The organism is Streptomyces sp. NPDC050534 (assembly GCF_044457745.1).
In the GTDB taxonomy this organism is placed as follows: domain Bacteria; phylum Actinomycetota; class Actinomycetes; order Streptomycetales; family Streptomycetaceae; genus Streptomyces.
The window spans coordinates 158,281-178,116 of record NZ_JBITHF010000009.1; the positions used below are offsets into that span (position 1 = coordinate 158,281).

A 19,836-nucleotide genomic window follows, 5' to 3' on the forward strand; every position below is an offset into this window, starting at 1 on the left:
CGTGGCTCCGGGAGAGTGGGAAATACGTGAGGGGGCGCGGTCAGTCGCGGAAGAGGCTGTTGTACTTCTCGAAGACGGCGTAGAGACCGATCATCGCGGTCCCGTAGCGCACGGCACCCGCGCCGGTTCCGTTGTACCGGCCCATGATCCCTCGGCTGTCGTCGTCGCTGCTCGTGACGGAGGGACGCGCGACGCCGATGAGGGCGGCTCCCTGGACGAGGACGGCCGGAATGGTGCTGACGTTGTAGACGTCGTCGTCGTGGAGGTTGTGCCACATGGTGGAGAGGTCGTCGGGGTTGTCGGCGTTCATGATGCGGCCGGTGATGATGCCCGCGTCCACGCAGTAGTTGCGGGCGGCGATGCCGGTGTGCGCCCGGATCTGGCCGAGGCCGGTGCTGCTCTCGTCACTGAGGCCGGCCTCCACCGCGTCGTCCGCGGCCTTGTCGGCGATGTTGTAGGCCCTGATCTCCCACAGCAGCGGGCACTGGATGAGGGCCTTGCGCATGCCGTAGGTGCGCGAGAGGGAGGTGATCAGCCAGTCGAGGTCCATCACCGCCTGGAACGACTGGGTGGTGGTGCGGGTGCTGTAGGCCATGGTGCCCTCACCACCCTGCTCGGGCACTCCCATGGCGTTGACGAAGTAGTTCTGCACGTCGGCCAGCAGCGCGTCCCGGAAGAACGTGTCGAAGCGGCCGTCCAGATGGCTGTCGTCGTCCTCCTCCAGGAAGCTGCTCTGGCCCTCGTCACGGCCGGAGGCGATGTCGTTGTCGATGGAGATCGCGCCGTCACCGCTGCCCGCGGAGATCGTGGCGATCTGGTCGAACGACCAGTCGGCGGGATGGGGGTAGCCGAGGTTTCCCGAGAAGCCCGTCGACATGTCGCACAGGAAGCTTGCCGACGTCAGTCCCTCCGCCGCGACCCTGCTGCACACGTTGCGCGGGGCGTAGATGCCGATGCGGTACTCGGGCCCGTACTCGTCGACCGTGGCCTTGATGCCGCGGAAGTGGGGCAGGACGCTGTCGGTCACCTCGTAGTCGAGGGCGTCGAAGTCGACGGCGAAATAGATGCGGGTGCCGGCTTTGAAGCCGTAGTGGCGGGCACGCTCGATCGCGGCATGGGCGTCGGCGATGCCCTGTTCACGACGGAAATACGCCGCCTCGCCGCCGTAGGTCTGGTAGATCGGGAAGACGTTGAGGCCGTGCGCGGCGATGACCTTCAACTCGCCGGGCTGGAGCTGCTTGTTGAGGGTGCTGCCCGGAACGTTGGAGAGGTAGCGGCCGACGTAACGGTATCCGGCCGTGTACAGAGCCGCGGCGCGGGCAGGGGTGAGTTCGGTGACGGTGTCGCAGGCGGTGCCGACCCGGGTGTTGTCACCCGTGGACACCAACAGGGAGGCCCAGGTGGGGAAGTCGCCCTGACCGTTCACGGCGAGCCGTACGAAGCTCTGGAAGTCCCGCACCCTGGAGGCGAGGTCGGCGTCGAAGGCGGTGGTGAAGGAGACTCCCGGTCTCCGGTTGAAGAGCATCGCCGCGCTGAACAGGCCGACCCAGGTGCCGGTGGAGCCCTGGGCCACGGTGTGCTCGCGCAGTCCCTGTTTCGTGGCGGGGCCGAGCGCGCCGGTGGCTACGTCGTCGCTCATGCCGATCTCGTACTGGATGGCGTAGATGAGCGCCTTCTGCACGTCCCTGGAGAAGTTGCCGTCGCAGGGGATCACGAAGAAGTCCCGGCGGGCGATGTAGCGGCTGTTGAGCCATTGCTCGACGCTGCGTATGGCGTCCGTGCCGCCCTCGACCAGCACGTACGCGTCCATGGTCAGCAGGGCCTTGAAGACCTTGGGGGTCAGGCTGTCCCCCGGGTAGGCGCCGTCGACGCCCATGTTCCGCTTGAGGGTGGTGACGGACGCCGAGACGCGCTCCGTGTAGTCGCCGTTGATCTGGTCGCCGTCGTATCCCTTGCAGTACAGGGCGGACTGCACGATCCGGTAGATGTTGCCGTTGCGGGTGTTGGCGTCGATGACCGGGAAACGGGACTGCAGGGCTGCCAGAGTCGCCGGTCCGAAACTGTCGGCCAGGGTGGTCATGCCCAGCTCGTGCTGGAGCGCCCGGGTGAGGGCGAACATGACCGTCCAGCTGGTCTTGCCGTTGACCTCCACCTTCGGAATGCCGTCGACGTTGTAGCTGTTGATGAATCTCTGGGCCTGCTCCACCATCTCGTCGGCCACGGCCGGCTCTCCCCCTGCACCGGGCTCGGTCGGTTGACCGGTGCGCCGACAGCCTCCGCGACGAGCGGCGCGCCCGCAATCAATTCGAACAGGGCCTAAGCGTCGGCCAGTTCGTCTGGCATGCGGGTGCGCAGCGGGCCGCTTGCGCGGGACATCGACGTGGAAGGACTGCGACGAAACGATCTCGAGCTCGGTCGCCGGTCATCGAGTGCCAGGTCGCCGAGCCGGGTTCACCGATTGGCGGCCAGCACTGCCGCGAGACCTTCTTGCAGATCTTTGACGAAATACTCGGGGACCTCCAGCGACGGGAAATGTCCCCCGCTTTCGGGCGACCTCCATCGGGCGATCTGCCGGTACCGCTCCTGTGCCCAGGGGCGCGGACATTTCTCGATGTCGCGGGGATACATACTGATTGCTGACGGGACGTCGACCCGGAGTTCGGGATCGAGCGAGTTGTGGCTTTCGTAGTAAATGCGGGCCGCCGATGCGCCGGTCCGCGTCAGCCAATACAGAGTGACGTCGTCAAGAATGCGGTCTCTGGAAATCGTCTCGAACGGGCTGTCTTCGGTGTCCGACCACTCGGCGAACTTGTCGAGGATCCAGGCCAGAAGCCCGACCGGTGAGTCGACGAGGGAGTAGCCGATGGTCTGCGGTCGGGTCGCCTGCTGCTTCGCGTACGCCGCTCGTTGGCGCCAGAAATCGCGGGTCTCCTCGGCCCACTTGCGCTCGGTCGCCGTCAGCCCGTCCTTTGTCAGGCCGGGCGGGCCCTCCGCGAACGTGGTGTGGATGCCGAGAACGTGTGCCGGAAACCTGCCGCCGAGAACCGTGGTGATATTGCCTCCCCAGTCGCCGCCGTGGGCTGCGAACTTGGCGTAGCCGAGCCTTCCCATCAGTTCCACCCATGCGGCCGCGATCTTTTCGGTTCCCCACCCGGTGGTGGCCGGCTTGTCGCTGTAACCGAATCCGGGAAGCGACGGGGCCACGACGTGGAACGCCGGCGCGTCGGCATCCTTGGGATCTGCCAGCTCGCCCACTACATCGACGAACTCGGCGATGCTGCCCGGCCAACCGTGCGTCATGATCAGAGGAGTGGCGTCCGCCCGCGCGGATCGGCGGTGCAGGAAGTGGATTCCCAGACCATCAATGGTCGTGCGGAACTGGCCGATCCGGTTGAGGCGCGCTTCGAACGACCGCCAGTTGTACCCGGTGCGCCAGTAGTTCACGACCTCGACGAGGTCGGCGAGAGGTACGCCCTGCCCCCATCGGCGAGGGCCGGGCGCGGCGCGATGGACCGTCTCGGCCTCCGGTAGTCGCGCCGCGGCCAGGCGCGCGCGCAGATCGTCGAGGTCAGCGTCAGTTGCGTGGGCTTCAAATGCTTGCACGTCGCTGGTCGGACGGGGCATGAGACCTCCTGGCCGTCGCGGAACCGGCCCCCACCCGTCGCGAACCGGCTAAGACGGTTCTAGCAGGCCTCCGACTCACGCCGCAACCGGCTAAGGTGGTTCCATGCGTGCTGGATTCCCTGACTTCCGCCTCGGTACCGTGCTGGCGACGAGCTTCACGGGGACGCTGTCGGAACGTCATGGCGACGCTGTGGAGCGCATTCCCACGCCGCAGCGACTCGTCGACTGGCTGGCAGTGAGCGGCCTCGCCGTGGACTCCTGCACTGCTGCCCAGCTCGACCTCGCCCGGGTACTGAGGGAGTCGATTCACGCCGCCGCGACGGCGGCCGCGATCCAGGACGCTCTCCCTGCATCTGCTGTCCAGGTCATCAACGACTGCAGCGCTCAGGGTCGGGCCGCAGCGATCCTGACGGCCGAGGGCAAGCGGCAATGGCGGCTCAGCTCGGCTACCTGCGTGGAAGATGCCCTCAGCGTGATCGCCGCCGACGCGATCAGCATCATCGCAGGCGAACGAGACGGAAAATTGGCCTTGTGCGCATCACCAACCTGCCGAGCCGCCTTCTTCGACACCAGCCAAAGTCGCACCCGCAAGTGGTGCGACATGAACACGTGCGGGAATCGTCAGAAGAAGGCGCGCTTCAATGCCAACCAGCGCAAGAACTCCACAACATCGGAGTGATCGTCGCCTCGGTACATCGAAGTAAGGCCCACGCCTCCGACACATCTGTGGCATTGGGTGCGTTCAGCATCCGACCAGGACGGCCGCCTGCCCGTCGTCGCTGCGAGCGTCGGTAAGGGAGGTCAGTTCGCGCGCCCCCTGTCCTCCAGATACCGGGTGTGCGACTCCTGCCGCCGCGCTTCCGTCTCCCGCAGCGCCACAGCCAACCGCTCCCCCTCCTCCTGGAGCAGGGTCAGTTGTCGTTCCAGGTGTCGTTCCGGTGGTTCGGAGCCCGGGGTCATCCGGGTCCACCAACGGGTGCGTACGAAGCTGTCGACGGCCTCGGGGATGTCCTGCCGTACGGCCCGCGAGAGCGTGTGTACGCCCTCCGGGTCCTGGGCCAGGACCTCGGAGACCCAACCGGGGGCCAGCAACGCGGCCAGCAGGTCCGTCAGTTCGGTAAGGCGGCCCGCGGAGGCCGGCGGCAGGTCGACCTCCGCCAGGTATTCGCCCAGCTTCGCGAAGTCGCCGCGCAGTTCGTCCAGTTGGGCCGAGGGGTCTGGGAAGTCCGGCAGCGGGGGCCGCTCCGGCGGGGCGATCAACGCGCCCGCGCCGTACAGTCCGGCCACCACGACGGGCCAGTACGGTCCGGCCACCCCCGTGAAGGTGAGCCCGAGCCCGAGGAGCCCGCATGCGCTGCCCGCGATGTTCTTGCGGGACTCCAGGTATCTACTGATAGCCACGGATCTCCTCGAAGGCGCCGTCCAGCGAACCCTGTTGGGCGTCGAAAAGGCGGCCGCCGGACAGTTCGGCGATGTGTGCCAGCTCCCGCCGGTCGGAGTCGCCGAAGAGGATCGGGAAGACGGGGATCTCCTTCTGATCACTGCCGAGCGAGCGGTGGAAGGCGTCGAACTCACCGGCCTTCGCACCGGTGGTGTTCTCGCCGTCGGTCATCAGCACGATCGACGTGAACGTGTCGCGGTCGGCGCGGAGTTGCTCGTACGCCGTCTCCAGCGAGGTGTAGATCGCGGTGTCGCCGTCGGCGGAGAGCCCCTTGGTGTCGGCGCGGATGGCGTCGAGCCCGGCCTTCGGGTCCGCCGGTTCGACCACGTGCGTCCGTACGCTCTTCACGTGCGACGCGAACGGCATCAGCGTCACCTCCTCGCGGTCGCGGAAGTCCCCGGTGAGGCCGGTGAGTGCCTTCTTGAGCCGGTCGAGGCGGTCGCCCCGCATCGAGCCCGAGGTGTCGAGGACGTAGACCGTCCGGGAGGGGCGGCGCAGCTTGTTCTCGTACGAGTCGAGCAGGCCGTCGGCGACGGAAAGGCTGCCGGGAAAGGGGAGTTCGCGGCGCCGCGTGGTGTCGAGGCCGGCTGCCGGCGGCACCGACGGGATCACCGGGCGGCGGTGCGTGCGAGCGGTTATCTCCTTCTGGATCTTCGGTGTGCGCAGGGCCTCGGTCAGGCGGCGGACGTCCTCGCGGGTCGCGGCGGGTGTGCCGGCGAGGGAGGAGAGCGGGTAGTCGGCGGTGACCACGCCGTCCTTGGGGCGGATCACGGTCAGGCCCGGGATGCCCTTGAGGACGGACTCGTAGTTGAGGAGCGCGTCGACGTTCCCGCGCCGTTTGTACGCCGTCGCCAGCCAGCCCGACGAACCCGACGTCAGCTGTTGCCCCTTGAAGAACTCCTTCAGCCGGGGCGTGGCCTTCGCGACGTCCGCGTCGGTGAGCGCGGACTGGGCGCCGGAGAGCGCGGAGGCAACCGAAACGAGCGTGGCGAAACCGGAGTTGGAGCGGGCGGGGTCGGTCATGCCGTACGTCAGTTTCCCGTCCTGTACGGCCTTCTCGACCTGGGACCAGGTGACGTCGTCCGGCTTCCAGCCGAGGGCGTGCGCGGTGGCCGTCCTGATCCCCACGGCGACCGGGCTCGACATGATCGGTGTCTCGGAGAGGATCGTCTTCGCGGCTGTGGGGCGCAGTCGGAGGTAGTCGTCCGAGGAGAGCCACACGGCGTCGAAGGTCCCGGCCGCTTTCCCTGATGCCAGCAGATTCACGGCGTCGAGAGTGCCCATGTAGGTGGGTCGGACCGTGATGCCGGTGTCCTTGCGGACCTGGTGGAGCACCGGTGCCATGTCGGCGAGTTCGCTGGAGGCGAGGACGCGGAGGGTGCCGGGTTCGGGGGTGGTGGCGGGGTCGGCCTTCTTGGCCGTACTGCAGGCGGTCAGCAGGGCGGCTGCAGAGGCGACGACAGCCAGGGTGCGTCTCACGCGGGCCCCCCTTCCAGCGCGCCCCGCGACCGGCTGCGGTCCAAGTACGCGCTGGCGCTTTGCAGTTCGGCCGTCAGGTTCTCCACGGTCGTCGCCATCGCCTCGGTCGCCTGGACCTTGTAGGTGTCGATCGCGTCGAGGGTGCGATAGATCTGCCGGAACGCGGACCGCAGGGTCTCGGCGCCCACGGCCGGGTCGGCGGCGATCCGCTGGATCTCACCGCTTTGGGTGACGAGCATCTCGGCGTTGCCCCTGATGAGGTCCTCGGTCGTGCCGCGCAGGGCGTTGACCTGCTCCACGACCTTCTTCTGGTTGTCGAGCGCGGAGGCCAGCATCACGGAGATCCGCAGCGCGGACACGGTCGTGGTCGCCGCCCGGTCGACGCCCTTGATCAGTTCGTCGTTGTTGCGGCGCACGACGTCCATGGCGAGGTAGCCCTGGGCGCACACGGCGAGTTGGGTGAGCAGGTCCTGGTGCTTCTGCCGGACGGGGAAGAGCACGTCGGCGCGGAGCGAGTCGGCCGCCTGGGGGTCCGCGGTGCCGGCGATGTGCTGCTCGACGGCCGTGTCCAGGGCCTCGGTCAGCACAACGTACTCCTGCAGCTTGCCCATGGTCTCCCACAGGCGCACCCGTTCGGTCCGCAATGCGGCGTTGTCGCGCCGCAGTTCGTCCTGACCGCCGCGCAGCGAGCCGACGATCTTGTTCAACGTGCCCTGTGCGGAGGCGTACTTGGCGACGTGGTCGCGCAGCTTGTTCCCGCCGGGCAGCCGGGAGAGGAACTTGCGTCCCTTGCCGACGGGCAGCTCTCGCGGATCCAGGTCCTCGACGACCCGCCGCAGTTCGACGAGCGAGCCCGCGACCTGCGACTGGGCGTCCCCGCCCTTGCTCGGCAGACTGCGCACGGTCCGTTCCAGCATCCGATTGGACTGCGCGGCCGCGGTGCGCATCTCACCGGCGCCGAGTGCGGTGACCTCGCCGACCTTGCCGGCGAACTCGGGCGAGCGGGCGTCGAGGGCGGCGAGACCGGCGACGTACGCGGAGGCCTTCTCCGCCATGTCCGTACGGACGCTGTCGTCGACGGGAACGAGCCCGCCCGCCTTCTCCCGTGGGACGGCCGCGACGGCCTCGGGCGGGGTGAGCGTGAAGACGTCGTCTCCGCTCAGGGTGTTCTGATGACTGTTCTGACTGGTGTTGAAGCTGGTCATGCCGTTCCCCCGTTCATCCGCGCGCCCGGCGCGCCAACTCGTGCAGCACCGCAGAGGTGGGCACGGGCGCTTGCCGGACGCCGGTCAGTTCCTGCTTGAGATAGGTGGTGTCCGAGGCGAACTCGCCGGCCTCGCCCTGCGGCCGAAAACCGTGCCGGACGGCGAGCCGCCGCAACTCCCCGTCCGTGGACAGGAGTTCGGCGAGCGCCTGCCCCCTGTCCGTCAGAGGTACGACGGTGTGGTCGCTGTTGACCGTGGTGTCCGGGTAGAGCACGACCAGGTCGTCAGGCTGCTGCCCGCCCGCGAGAAGCGAGGCGACCTGCGACTCGTAGACCCAGACCAGCGGATTGCCGGCGCCGCTGACGAAATCCCGGAACACCGCGTCCGAACTGGACTGCTGGGCACCCTGCACGGTGACGAGCTTCTTCAGCAGCGGATCGGTGCGGTCGAGACCCCCCTTGTCGGCCACCACCCGTCCGCCGTTCGCCACGTAGGAGGCGGCGGCCAGATAGAGGGCACCGGAGTTGGAGGACTCCGGATCGGTGCTGGAGATGAAGAGAGTCCCGCTCAACTCGCCGTACTTGTCCGCCCCCTTGAGCTGCTGCCAGGTGCGGTCATGCCGGGCGGCGTCGAGGTAGGCGGCCATCTTCAGGGTGCCGCGGTGCCCTTTGTCGATGGTCGCCAGGCCGTTCGCCGTGAGCACCTGGGCGGCGCTGCGGTGGGCCACGACGACGAGGGGCGAGTAGAAAGGCCTGGGAAGCGTCCCGTGCACCTTGTACCGCTTCGCCAGCTCTACGGCGGGCGCCTGGCTGGACGGGAACGTGAGGTCGTACCCCTTGAGGTCGAGCCCCTCCATGGCCCAGGACCCGGAGGTCTCGGCCTTCACGGTGTAGCCCTTGGTGGCGAGGGCCTTCACCACATCCGGATCGGCGAAGTACTCGGCCTTCTCCGATCCGATCACCATCCGCACGGTCTTCGTTGCCGTGCCCTTGTCCCCGTCATACCGGCCTGCGACGACAGCGGCCACCACGCCACCGATCAGCAGCACCGCAAGGACGATCCCTGCAATTCGTTTCACGCCACGGAGAGTGCTCGCGGAACTCAACATTCCCCGCTGCGGGGCATGAACGGCAGGTGTCACCCCGGTCCCGGTACGACACGGGATCCGCGAGGCCGTTCACGGGGCGCGGGGCTTCGGCGTCGCCGCGCGCATGTGCATCTCCTCTGATCTGCGGTGTGGATCGCCGCCGCAGGGCCTGCTGGCCGGCGTAATCAGGTCACACCTCGTCGGTGGCGAACAGTTCGAGATGCCCGCACTTGGGGCAGCGGTAAGCCTCTATCCGCCGGCGGGGCCCATCCGTTTGGCACCGCCGAAGATGTCCCGCTCCAACGCGCCGTCGATCCAGCGCGCGTACCCGCGCGCGTGCTCACCGGCATCCTCGATGAAGCCCTCCGCCAGACCGGCGGTACCGCAGTGCGTGCACGTCAGGTTGGTCGCCGTTCCCGGCGTCACTCCCGTTCTGTGGCCCCAGCATGGCGCACAAGCGATGCCATTCTGAGCCATCTTCCATCAAGCCGTTTCGAAAGGAGACCCACCGCCCGGCGAATCCGAGCGGAAAGGCAGGTCAACAGGTCCCCCTCCGGGGACGGCCTGGTTGCGCGTCACGGTGGAGCCGGATCAGGAACCGCGGCAGCGTGCATGGTTGTTGGCGGTTCGGCCTGCCCATTTGCGCCCCCCGCCCCCACCACGGAGCCACAAGCGACATCCGCGGCGCCGATAAGGGCTACGCATGGCACCTTATGTGTGCCATAGTGGTGCCATCGAGAGGGAGCGATCACAAAGGGGCGGGTCATGGAGACAGCACAGAGCCAGCAGGCGGCACCCGGTGCCGTCATGGCCTTCGTCCGCTTCGTGCTCTTCGGCGGCGGCGTGGGGCTCGCCTCAAGCTTCGCCGTGGCGGCCGCCGCCGCCTGGATGCCCTGGGTCCTGGCCAACGCCGTGATCACCGTGGTGTCCACCGTCCTCGCCACCGAGCTGCACGCCCGCTTCACGTTCGGAGCGGGCGGGCACGCGACCTGGCGCCAGCATGCGCAGTCGGCCGGCTCTGCGGCGGCCGCGTATGCGGTGACCTGCATAGCGATGTTCGCCCTGCAGCTGCTGGTGGCCGCGCCCGGTGCGGTCCTTGCACAGGTCGTCTACCTCAGTGCCTCCGCTCTCGCCGGTGTCGCCCGGTTCGCGGTGCTGCGCGTCGTGGTCTTCGCCCGCAGCCGCACGCAGGCCTCGGCCCCCGCCCCCGTCTCCGCCGCTGCCACTGCCGGTGGCCGGACCGTGTCCGTGGCCCACGCCGCGGCGCCGGCCCGCCCCACCGCGCTCTGCCCCGCAGCCTGACGTTCGAAAGCCGTCAAGGAACCTCGTGCCGCCGCTGGTCACATGGTCTCGGCCGGAGTTCTGCTCATGCCGGCGTGCCCCGCGTGCCTTTTGACCGGCCGCGGGGCGTCAGCCGTCCTCATCCAGCGTGAGCTGGCGGTGGTGGAAGTCGAAGTGCCGGGTGGGGTAGCGGTAGATGTCCGCCAGCGTCATGAAGTCCTGGAAGAAGGGATCCCAGCGCTCGGGGTAGTGCATGCCACGGGCGAGAGCGGACTCGGGCTCGGCTGCGAGCTTGCGGCGCAGGGAGTCGATGACACGGTCGAACTTGGCGCCCATCCGCTGCGGTCCGTAGATCTTCGCGGCGCCGACCGGGCCGAGGTAGTTGACGACGTCGAACGGGGCCGTCGCGGCGTTCAGCAGCCGGGCGAATTGCCTGCCGACACGGTCGGGAAGGCGTCCGAAGACGCGCACCAGGACGAGCAGCCTCAGGACGATCATGTAGCCGAAGAGCATGTGCCACAGCAACTGCCTGTTGGTCCAGCGGGTGCCGTCGGCGCCCCGGGCGAGGTCGGTTTCGGTGGCCCCGTCGAGGAGTTGGTGGAAGGTGTTCCGAGCACGGTCGTAGTCGTCGTAGACCGACTGCCGGTCCATCGGATGCGCGTTCGCCATGGTCTTCTGCTCTCGCCGCGGGCCGGGATTGGTCCCGGGCCATCGATGATGCCCGCCTCATGGGGCAGCACCAAGTGGTACGACAGGCAGGCAGAGGATCAGCGGCACGGGTGCCGGGCAGACAGTGGGAGCTGTTGCGGCCCGTCATCCGCGCCGACCTGCGCAGCAGCGAGACTTGGTGTACGCCGCCGCTCACCGCGCCGGTGCCGCTGTCGGTGTCGGTGTCGGTGTTCGGCGGCATGCGCGACCACGACACTTCACACGGCCCGAACACGTCGCCTCATTCCCCAGGGCGGCCCGGGACAGAGGCGTCGACCTTGAGGTCTTCCGCTACCCGGGCACAGGCCCCTTCCACACCGACCGCGACCTTCCCGACCAAGACCCGGCTGAGGCCGAACTGACCTGGCGCCGGGTGCTGGACTTCCTCGGCGGAGACACCTCACGTTGCTGGGCCGTCAAGTGGAGATGCACCTGCCGGAGTTGCGTGAGCGCGCGGGCTCGTCGTCCCCGCGTGAGCACGACACGAACGGCCGTGGCCCCTGCCGCGGCCGTCTCGGAGTGGGAGGGGTCGCGGCAGGGGCCGGGCCGGCGGGCAGGCGCCCGCACGGTTCATCGCGCCTACTTGGGGCCGGTGTTGAACTTCGCGGCCGACCAGAAGTAGCCGAGGACGGCGAGGCCGGCGCACCAGGCGAGGGCGAGCCAGCCGTTGTGGCCGATCGCGGTGCCCAGAAGGAGGCCTCGCAGGGTCTCGATGGCGGGCGTGAAGGGCTGGTACTCGGCGATCGGCTGGAACCAGCCCGGCATGGAGTGCAGCGGGACGAAGGTGCTGGAGATCAGCGGCAGGAAGATCAGCGGCATCGCGTTGTTGCTGGCGGCCTCCGCGCTCGGGCTCACCAGGCCCATCCCGACCGCGATCCAGGTCAGGGCCAGCGCGAACAGCGTGATCAGCCCGAAGGCCGCCAGCCATTCCAGGACGGTGGCGTCGGTGGAGCGGAAGCCGATCGCCACGGCGACCGCGCCGACCAGGACCACGCTCAGCACGCACTGCAGCACGCTGCCGACGACATGCCCGATGATCACCGAGCCGCGGTGGATCGCCATGGTGCGGAAGCGGGCGATGATGCCCTCGGTCATGTCGTTGGAGACGGAGACCGCGGTACCGATCGTGGTGGAGCCGACGGTCATCAGCAGCAGGCCCGGCACCAGGTAGGCGACGTAGTCGGAGCGGCTGGCGCCGCCGCCCAGGCCCGCGCTCATCGCGTTGCCGAAGATGTACACGAAGAGCAGCAGCAACATGACGGGCGTCAGCAGCAGGTTCAGCGTCAGGGACGGGTAGCGGCGGGCGTGCAGCAGGTTGCGGCGCAGCATCGTGGACGAGTCGCGCACGGCGAGGGGCAGGGAGCTCATCGCAGGGCCTCCTTGGCCTGGTGGGGCTGACCGGCGTTTTCCGCCTGGCCTTGTGCGGTGGTGGTGCTGTCGGTCAGGGCGAAGAACACGTCGTCGAGGTCGGGGGTGTGCACGGTCAGTTCGTCCGCCTCGATGCCGGCCGCCTCCAGCCAGTCGAGGATGGAACGCAGTTCGCGCTGGCTGCCGTCGCTGGGCAGTTGCAGGGCGAGCGCCTCGTCGTCGCGGGCGGCCTCGCCCAGCGCGGTGGCGGCGGAGCGGTAGGCGGCCGGGTCGGTGAAGCGCAGCCGTACGTGCCCGCCCGGGATCATCCGCTTCAGCTCCTCGGCGCTGCCCTCGGCGGCGATCCTGCCGTCGTGCAGGACCGCGATACGGTCGGCGAGTTGGTCGGCCTCGTCCAGGTACTGCGTGGTGAGGAAGACGGTGACGCCACCCGTGACCAGCTCGCGGATGATGCCCCACATGGTGTGCCGGGACCGGGGGTCCAGGCCGGTGGTCGGCTCGTCGAGGAAGATGATCCGCGGGTCTCCGACCAGGGTCATGGCGATGTCGAGGCGGCGCTTCATGCCGCCGGAGTAGGTGGCGGCGGGCTTCTTCGCGGCCTCGGTGAGGTCGAAGCGCTCCAGCAGCTCGGCCGCCACCCGCCGCCCCTCGCGGCGGGAGAGATGGTGCAGGTCCGCCATGAGGAGCATGTTCTCCTCGCCGGTGATCAGGCCGTCGACGGCGGAGAACTGCCCGGTGACGCCGATCGCGGCGCGTACGGCCTGCGGGTCGGCGGCGAGGTCGTGGCCGCCGACGCGGACCGGGCCGGAGTCGTCGTCGGCGCAGATGAGGGTGGACAGGATCTGCACGGTGGTGGTCTTGCCGGCACCGTTCGGGCCGAGCAGCGCGAACACGGAGCCGGCCGGGATGTGCAGGTCGATGCCGTCGAGGACCCTCTTGTCGCCGTAGGACTTGCGCAGGTCGGTGACGGAGATGGCGGCGGGCGGCTGCGGGCGGCCGCCCTCCTGGTTGGACGTGAGCATGACAGAGAAGGGCATGGTGGTTTCCCTTTCGAAGGGTGGGGCGATCTGGGTGAACGCTCGAGACGAGGGGAAAGTGGGGCGCTGGCTGCTGCGCGTGCGGAGGGCAAGGTGAAGGGTCAGGGGCTGGGCGGCGAGGGGCCGAGGGCTTGAGCCTGGGCCTGGGCCCGAGCCGGGGGGCAAGGTCGAATGTCGGGGCCTGGCACGACGGCCACCGGCCGGGGGCCCGGTCGGGTGGCTCTGAAGCCGGGCGGCCGGCACTGGAGTTGAGCCGGAGACCCAGGAGCCGGGCGGCCGGCACGGAAGTCGGAGCCAGGAATCCGGAAGCCGGTCCGAGAGACACCCGGGGAGCGTCGGGACAACCTGCCCCGAAGCCGCGGCAGATGACAGATGGCAGAGCGCCAGGAAGCGAACTGGCCGAAGCCGACGGGCGCGAGGCTCAAGGGGCCGCGCGACCGGCCCTGGAGTTAGGACGAGTGGCCAGGCCCCAGGACGCGAACTGGCGGGCCAGGGCCAACGGACGAGTGACTGTGGCCGGGGATGACATGGCCGCCAAGACCGACGGGCGCGTGGCCGTCGGCCGAGGCCGGGGCTCAGGCCTTGGCGCGGCGGACGTCGATGTTGCCGTACCGGGTGCGGGCGCGGATGTTGACGGTCTCCTCACTTGCGTCCGGGCTCTGCGACGCGGTGAGCGTGTTGCGCACCTGGCCGGAGCCCGCGCTGACGTCGAGCCAGGCGGCGGTGCCCTCGCGGACTCCGACCTCGATGGCGCCGTAGGAGGTCTCCAACTGCACGGTGCCACGGGCGACTTCGGCGACGCGCAAGGTGCCGTGGGCGGTTGTGGCGGTGACCGAGCTCTCGGCGCGCGCGATGTCGATGTCGCCGTTGGCGCCGCTCACCCGCAGCTCGCCGATCGCGGCGGCGACGGTCGTGGTGCCGTGCGAGTTCTTCAGCACGGCCGGCCCGTCGACGAGGCCGACGCGCATGCTGCCGGAGCTGGTGGTGATCTCGGCCATGCCCTCGACGCGGTCGACGGTGATCGAGCCGTGCGAGGCGGTCAGCTGCAGCGGGCCGGTGACATCGAGGCGGACGTCGCCGGAGGAGGTCTTCACGCGGACCTCGCCGAGCCGGCCCTCGCCGAGCACCTGGGCCCAGGCGCCGGTCATGTCGATGCGCGAGCCGACGGGCAGCTCGACACTCACGTCGACGGTGCCGGTGCGCCCCAACAGGTAGCGCTGCTTGGGGGTGCGCAAGGTCAACGCCCCGCCTGCGTACGTGACTTCGGTCTGCTCGGCGGTGCGGACGTCCTGGTCCTTCTTCGGATCGCGGGGCCGCACCTCGACGACGGTGTCGGCGCGGTCGCTCGCGGTGAACTGGATGGAACCGGCCTCCACGCGGGCGGTGACCGAGATGGGTTCGGGAGTGTCGAAAACAGGCATGGCTGTACCGTCCTCATGGGTCCTTGGGGCGTCCCCGCAGGTGGGACGTGGTGTGGATGACGTGGTCGTGCGGGCGGGGCGCGGCTAGCGCACCCAGCCCGTGAAGCTCTGCCCGACGGTCTGGGTCTTCTCCGTCGTACGCGGCCTACTGCCTCCGTCGACCGCGGCCGACACGGCGCGCACCAGCCAGGCGTTGAGCGACAGGCCCTCACGGCCCGCCGCCTCCTCGGCGCGCGCCTTGAGGTTGGCCGGCAGGCGCAGGTTGACGCGTGCTGTGCCGCTGTCGTCCCCGTCGGCGGGCAGCGGGGCGCTCAGCATTTCAGCGGGCTCCGGCTGCTGTGCGGCGCTGCCACTGTCGGCGGGCGGCGGCGTCACCACGAAGTCGGGGTCGAGGCCGCGCAGCCGCACGTCCACCGAACCGGGGGCGAGGTCTCGGGTGATCTCGTCCATCGCGGCGGAGAGCACGTTGAGCAGGGTCAGACGGGTCGCCGACTCCAGCGGGGCGGTGAGCCGCTCGGCCAGCTCGCGGGCGTCCTCCCCGCCGGCCTCGGCGGCCACCGCGAGTTCGCGGCGGAGGGTGTCGACATACGGCGTGAGATCCATGACGCCATCATTGCACCACGATGGCACCATGCGCAAGCACCTATGGTGCCATAGCGCAGCCAATCCCCCCGATGGCCGCTCCACCTGCAAAAACACGAGCCCCGTGAACCGAAGCACCCTGTCGCCATGCCTTCCGGGGCCGTGACGAGGGCGGGGAATGGCACCACGTGGCGCCGTGCGACGCCATCGACGACGAAGGAGAAGTCGGGGTAGCGCCATCTGGGGCGATCCGACGTCGGCACGGCCGGCTCCGCATGGTGCGCCAGCAGGGCGAGCACCTCACGCGGCTTGGGTGCGATGCACGCGAAGGGCTTCCCCTGACTCGCGACTGACTCGCGAGCGTGCCGAGCACATCGATCTCCATGCCCTCTCCCCCACCTAAGGGCTGCCGCCCGCGTGCATCGCTGCCACCCGAGTAAAAAACAGCACGCGCGGTATGTCAATGCCGTACTGGCCACCCTGTTTACACCCACCACGAAGCCGGAACAGGCGCGAGATGAGGCAGGAAATCCCACCATTCCCGAACAAAGAACGCCCATGCGTCGGACCGGAGTTCAACGACAGGCGTTCACTTGCCCAATGCACGAGAAGACCTCATGGACGGTTTCGCTCGCCCGAGAAGACTTCCGTGCCGCCACCCGGTGACTCCCGGACGAGGATCGGACTTCTCGTGATCGGCGCCGTGCGGCAGCATCGGGAAGGTCGCACATGTCCCCGGCCTGCCAGGCATTTCCCGGGCCGCCGCCCGATTCCCTTCCGCACGTTCCCATGTAATATACGAACTGGACGGTTTTTTCTGACCCTTCAGAAACAGACCGGCCAGAATGAGGCTGGCACACGAGACCGGTACGACGCGACCGGCCGTACGCCGGCGGCGCACCGGACGGAGTGACCCCATGCCCATGCAGGACCGTGCGATCCGCACCCGCCGCAAGATCCTCTCAGCGGCCGCCGAAGTCTTCGAAACCCGCGGTTACCAGTCCGCCACCATCAGCGAGGTCCTCAAGGCCGCCGGTGTCACCAAAGGCGCCCTCTACTTCCACTTCCAGTCCAAGGAAGAGCTCGCCCAGGGTGTGCTCCACGCTCAGGAGCAAGGCATCACCCTCCCCCCACGCGCCAGCAAGATCCAAGAACTCGTCGACGTCGTCATGCTCCACGCCCATCGCCTGCAGACCGACCCCATGGTCCGTGCCGGCGTCCGCCTCTCCATGGACCAGACCTCACACGGCCTCGACCGCAAAGGCCCCTTCCGTATCTGGGCCGCCCTCGCCCGGGACCTCCTCGACGACGCCCGCACCCAGGGCGAACTCCTCCCCCACGTCAACACCGAGGACACCGCCGACGTCCTCACCGGCTCCTTCGCGGGCATCCAGTCCATGTCCCATGCCCTTACCGACTACAACGACCTCATGCAACGCGCCAGCATCCTCCTCCGTCACATCCTCCCCAGCGTCGTCAATCCCTCCCTCATCGCCCACCTCGACCTGACCCCCACCCGCGGCACCGCCGTCCATGCCGAAGTCCACGCCCAACTCGCCACCGACGCCGGCCACGACAACGACACCTGACGGTGAGTCAACCGGCAACCCCGGCTCGTCCACCGTCCCGCCAAGAACGCGGCGCTCAACGGCCGACATGAATGTGCCCCGCCCACAGGGATGGGCTGGCCGGGTAGCGGTCGCGCAGCGACCGTAGGGCCTGGTGCAGGGCGTGCGCCGACAGGTCCGTGCGTGGGGCGGTGTTGCCGCCCTGGGTCAGCTTCTCGTACGTCGTCCGTGCGATGTCCGCCGAGGTGGCGTCGTTGACCGGCCAGAGGGTGCCCACGACGCTGCGGTAGCCGGCGAGCTGGAACGCCCCCGTGATGTGCACCGCCTCATCAACCGTGTTGAGGTGGGTGAACGACGTGCTGCACGCCGAGAGGTAGGCGAGCTCCGCCCAGGGCAGTTCCATGGCCGAGATCTCTTCCACGGTCAGCGGCCGGGTGAGGTGGTCGTGCAGCACCAGCGTGCCGGCGGCGGGGCTCTCCCAGTAAGTGACGCCGTGGCAGGACAGGTGCGCGATGGCATGGGAGGGCAGCGCCCGGACGACGTTCTCGTACGTGGCCTGCGCGCCGGACAGGACCACCGCGTTCGGCAGGAGTTCGGCCAGAGCCGCCGCCTCCGCCGACGCACCCGGCAGCGAAGGAGCTCCCTCGGCGTGCGGCACCGCGACGACCAGCGCACCCGGCGTTCCGCCCGGGGCCGGCCTGGTCCGGTGTGCCAGGGCGCGCACGGTGGTGGTGTAGGAGGAGACGGCCCGGTCCATCACCGTCACCCCGCCGCCGTCGTGGTGTCCGGCGGCATGCAGCGGGAAGTAGGCCATCACCCCCACGGGGCACCACCAGATGCGGGGCGGGAGTCGCGTACCGTACGGGCCGGTGATACCCAGCGCGTCCAGCACGGGCGACGTGACCTTGTCCCACAGCCAGCGCAGCACGCCGTCCAGGTCGCGCTGGGCCTGCCGCCGCGCACGCAGAGACCTGGCGTCGGTGGCCGCGCGCAGGCCCCCGGCCAGCAGCCCGAGCGGGCCGCTCACGTCGGCCCGGGTCAGTCCGTTCAGCGGGACGACCTGCACCGGCCGTTCGCCGTCCGCCCGCAGGATGAGCGCGTCGCCGCGCTGCTCCCCCGCGTTCACTATCACCACGGGACCCTGCCCGGCGTACTGCCGCAGAGAGTCGACGGACGGCGGCAGCAGAAAGCCCTCCAGGCCGGCGAGGCCGCGGATCCGGCCCAGCAGCTCCTCCCAGGTTCCGTCGTGGGCACCGGCGTTGAGGTCGGCGCGCAGCCGCGTGAACTCGGCGTGCAGCTGCGGAGACCGGTGCCGCAGCTCTCGTAGATCACGGTCCTCGAGGGTGCGCCCCTGCAGGAGGCCGCGCGACAACTCGAGCAGTTCCACGGCTCGTTCCGGCCTGCCCAGCCCAACTGCCGCGGCAGCGGCGGCGGCCGGCAGTCCCTCGACGTTCCTGACCTCGGAGAGCCTGCCGGCGTAGGTCAACCAGTCCGGGGTGAGTCGCGGCAGGAGGGCGACGGCGCTCTCGTACGCGGACAGGGCGGCCCCGGCGTCGCCCAGGGCCGTCTCCATGGCACCCAGGTTGTGCAGGCTCCTGACGCGTATGTGCACCGGTCCGGCACTGGACGCGGCCTCGGCGAAGACGTCGCGGGCCAGGCGCCGCTGCCCGGTGCCGTCACCCCGGTCCGCCAGGTCACCCCGGTCCGCCAGGTTGCGCAGGGCGATGCCCAGGTGCCACAGGCGGTCACCGCGTTCCTGATGATCGCGTGGCGTAGCGGCGGCTACTTCCTGGAGCAATCGGAGCGCCTCCTGCAACGCCGTGGCGTCCGCGCCGTCCGCGTTCACGCCGCTGCCGTCCGCGTTCACGCCGCCGCCGTCCGGGCTGCTGCCGTACAACAGCACCTGCGCCAAGTTGAACTGGGCCTCTGTGCGCCCGTTGCCGGAGGCGGCGGCCACGGCGAGCCGGGCCGTCTCTTCCGCGTCCCGCAGCACGTGCTGCTCCCCGGTCATGATGTGCAGGGAGGTCAACGCCTGGACGATGTCGATGAGAGTCCCGCCGCCGTCCTCATCGGCCCGCCTCTGTGCTTCGAAGGTCGTCCGCATCAATTCGACGGCCTGGCGCATCAGGTCGGGGTCCCGCCGGTCCTCGGCGAGCATCCTGATGACGGATGCGGACAGGGCCCCGCGCAGGGTGAGTTCGGGATGGCGTCGGGACGTGGCCCGCACGCACTGATCGCACATCTCGACCGCCTCGTCCAGGAGTCGAGTGTCTCTGGTGCCGGCGTGCAGGGCCTTGAGCGCGCGGGCGAGATCGAACTGCGCCTGGGCACGATCGGCACCCCTCGCCTCCGAAACGGCGTCGCGTGCGATGCCGACGGCCTCGTGCAGCGGTTCGACATGTGCCGTGGCATCGGCCAGCAACCGCAGCGAGGTGACCAGAAGCGTCCGGAATCGGCCGCGCTCCTCACTGCGAGGCGGGGCGGCGGCGTAGCCCTCGTGTGCCACCTGCACGGCCTCGACCACCGCGTCGAGGTCCCCGCTCCGCTCGAAGTACGTGCCGAGCTGGAGGGCCAGGAAGAACCGGTACGGCCAGGGGATACTGCTGCCGTGCGGGGTCGCGGCCACGGCTTCGCGGAACGCGTGCACGGACTCGGCGGCCGCGTCGGGGGACGACGTGTCCGCCGTGGCCCAGAACAACGCCTCACCCAGACCGTAGAAGACTGCGCCGCGCATGCCGTGGCCCGGGGGCGCCAGCGCTACGCACCGCTGGAACAGCTCGGCCGCTGCCGCTCGATCCGCTTCCCGGTCGCTGCCGGACCGGAGCTGGGCACGTGTGGTGAACATTTTCGCCGCGCCGAGCAGCACCCGTAGGTCCTGCGGATCGGCGGCCGTCAGCTCCAGCAGCCCCTCCAGAACCCGGGACGGGTCGGTGTCCCCGTCGTCGAGGCGGGCGGCCGCGCGCAGCAGCCTGGTCCGCTTCCACTGCCCCAAAACACCCTCCCGCCACCGCGTCCGGCACACGCGCCCCTACCGT

General features: G+C 69.4%; 15 protein-coding genes and 1 pseudogene. 3 read left to right on the forward strand and 13 right to left on the reverse strand.

The genetic code is table 11. The features are described from left to right. Positions 1 to 40 precede the first annotated feature (40 nt). Both ACIBN2_RS28605 and ACIBN2_RS28610 read right to left on the reverse strand, forming a co-directional pair. Positions 41 to 2,221 carry a glycoside hydrolase domain-containing protein gene (locus ACIBN2_RS28605; protein ID WP_399138505.1) on the reverse strand — a complete coding sequence of 727 codons (2,181 nt, stop codon included), beginning with the start codon at positions 2,219 to 2,221 and terminating at the stop codon, positions 41 to 43. Positions 2,222 to 2,451: 230 nt separating this feature from the next. After that, positions 2,452 to 3,624 (reverse strand): epoxide hydrolase, encoded by a 1,173-nt coding sequence (locus ACIBN2_RS28610; protein WP_399138507.1) that lies wholly within the window; start codon positions 3,622 to 3,624, stop codon positions 2,452 to 2,454. A 103-nt stretch (positions 3,625 to 3,727) separates the two neighbouring features. On the opposite strand from ACIBN2_RS28610, the gene ACIBN2_RS28615 reads away from it, so the two are divergent. Next, positions 3,728 to 4,303: a CGNR zinc finger domain-containing protein gene (locus ACIBN2_RS28615; RefSeq protein ID WP_399138508.1), complete on the forward strand. Its 576-nt coding sequence runs from the start codon at positions 3,728 to 3,730 to the stop codon at positions 4,301 to 4,303. Positions 4,304 to 4,425: 122 nt separating this feature from the next. On the opposite strand, the gene ACIBN2_RS28620 is transcribed toward ACIBN2_RS28615, so the two are convergent. From ACIBN2_RS28620 to ACIBN2_RS28640, 5 genes and pseudogenes are all read right to left on the reverse strand, one after another. Beyond that, a complete protein-coding gene (locus tag ACIBN2_RS28620) occupies positions 4,426 to 5,025 on the reverse strand; it encodes a hypothetical protein (RefSeq protein ID WP_399138509.1) in 600 nt (199 codons plus the stop codon). Beyond that, positions 5,012 to 6,544 carry a substrate-binding domain-containing protein gene (locus tag ACIBN2_RS28625; RefSeq protein ID WP_399138511.1) on the reverse strand — a complete coding sequence of 511 codons (1,533 nt, stop codon included), beginning with the start codon at positions 6,542 to 6,544 and terminating at the stop codon, positions 5,012 to 5,014. The genes ACIBN2_RS28620 and ACIBN2_RS28625 overlap by 14 nt, the downstream gene beginning before the upstream one ends. Continuing rightward, entirely contained in the window at positions 6,541 to 7,749 is a 1,209-nt protein-coding gene (locus ACIBN2_RS28630) for a toxic anion resistance protein (protein WP_399138513.1), read from the reverse strand. The genes ACIBN2_RS28625 and ACIBN2_RS28630 overlap by 4 nt, the downstream gene beginning before the upstream one ends. Positions 7,750 to 7,762: 13 nt before the next feature. Beyond that, positions 7,763 to 8,857 (reverse strand): hypothetical protein, encoded by a 1,095-nt coding sequence (locus ACIBN2_RS28635; RefSeq protein ID WP_399138515.1) that lies wholly within the window; start codon positions 8,855 to 8,857, stop codon positions 7,763 to 7,765. Positions 8,858 to 9,026: 169 nt separating this feature from the next. Beyond that, positions 9,027 to 9,238, reverse strand: a pseudogene (locus ACIBN2_RS28640) (hypothetical protein). Positions 9,239 to 9,601: 363 nt separating this feature from the next. Here ACIBN2_RS28640 and ACIBN2_RS28645 point away from each other — a divergent pair. After that, the gene (locus tag ACIBN2_RS28645; RefSeq protein WP_399138517.1) at positions 9,602 to 10,138 is read left to right on the forward strand and encodes a hypothetical protein; all 537 of its coding nucleotides are present in this window, start codon (positions 9,602 to 9,604) and stop codon (positions 10,136 to 10,138) included. A 108-nt stretch (positions 10,139 to 10,246) separates the two neighbouring features. Here ACIBN2_RS28645 and ACIBN2_RS28650 read toward each other — a convergent pair whose 3' ends face one another. The 5 genes from ACIBN2_RS28650 to ACIBN2_RS28670 all read right to left on the reverse strand — a co-directional run bounded on the left by ACIBN2_RS28650 (position 10,247) and on the right by ACIBN2_RS28670 (position 15,254). Continuing rightward, a complete protein-coding gene (locus ACIBN2_RS28650; RefSeq protein WP_399138518.1) occupies positions 10,247 to 10,786 on the reverse strand; it encodes a DinB family protein in 540 nt (179 codons plus the stop codon). A gap of 618 nt (positions 10,787 to 11,404) precedes the next feature. After that, entirely contained in the window at positions 11,405 to 12,193 is a 789-nt protein-coding gene (locus ACIBN2_RS28655) for an ABC transporter permease (protein WP_399138520.1), read from the reverse strand. Then, positions 12,190 to 13,230, reverse strand: coding sequence for an ATP-binding cassette domain-containing protein (locus ACIBN2_RS28660; protein ID WP_399138522.1), 1,041 nt, complete (start codon positions 13,228 to 13,230; stop codon positions 12,190 to 12,192). Before ACIBN2_RS28660 ends, ACIBN2_RS28655 begins: the two co-directional genes overlap by 4 nt. A gap of 575 nt (positions 13,231 to 13,805) precedes the next feature. Further along, a complete protein-coding gene (locus tag ACIBN2_RS28665; protein ID WP_399138524.1) occupies positions 13,806 to 14,651 on the reverse strand; it encodes a DUF4097 family beta strand repeat-containing protein in 846 nt (281 codons plus the stop codon). An 84-nt stretch (positions 14,652 to 14,735) separates the two neighbouring features. Continuing rightward, the gene (locus ACIBN2_RS28670) at positions 14,736 to 15,254 is read right to left on the reverse strand and encodes a toxin-antitoxin system HicB family antitoxin (RefSeq protein ID WP_399138525.1); all 519 of its coding nucleotides are present in this window, start codon (positions 15,252 to 15,254) and stop codon (positions 14,736 to 14,738) included. 896 nt (positions 15,255 to 16,150) lie between these two features. On the opposite strand from ACIBN2_RS28670, the gene ACIBN2_RS28675 reads away from it, so the two are divergent. Further along, a complete protein-coding gene (locus tag ACIBN2_RS28675; protein ID WP_399138527.1) occupies positions 16,151 to 16,822 on the forward strand; it encodes a ScbR family autoregulator-binding transcription factor in 672 nt (223 codons plus the stop codon). 55 nt (positions 16,823 to 16,877) lie between these two features. Here ACIBN2_RS28675 and ACIBN2_RS28680 read toward each other — a convergent pair whose 3' ends face one another. Next, positions 16,878 to 19,793: a CHAT domain-containing protein gene (locus tag ACIBN2_RS28680; RefSeq protein ID WP_399138529.1), complete on the reverse strand. Its 2,916-nt coding sequence runs from the start codon at positions 19,791 to 19,793 to the stop codon at positions 16,878 to 16,880. Positions 19,794 to 19,836 lie beyond the last annotated feature (43 nt).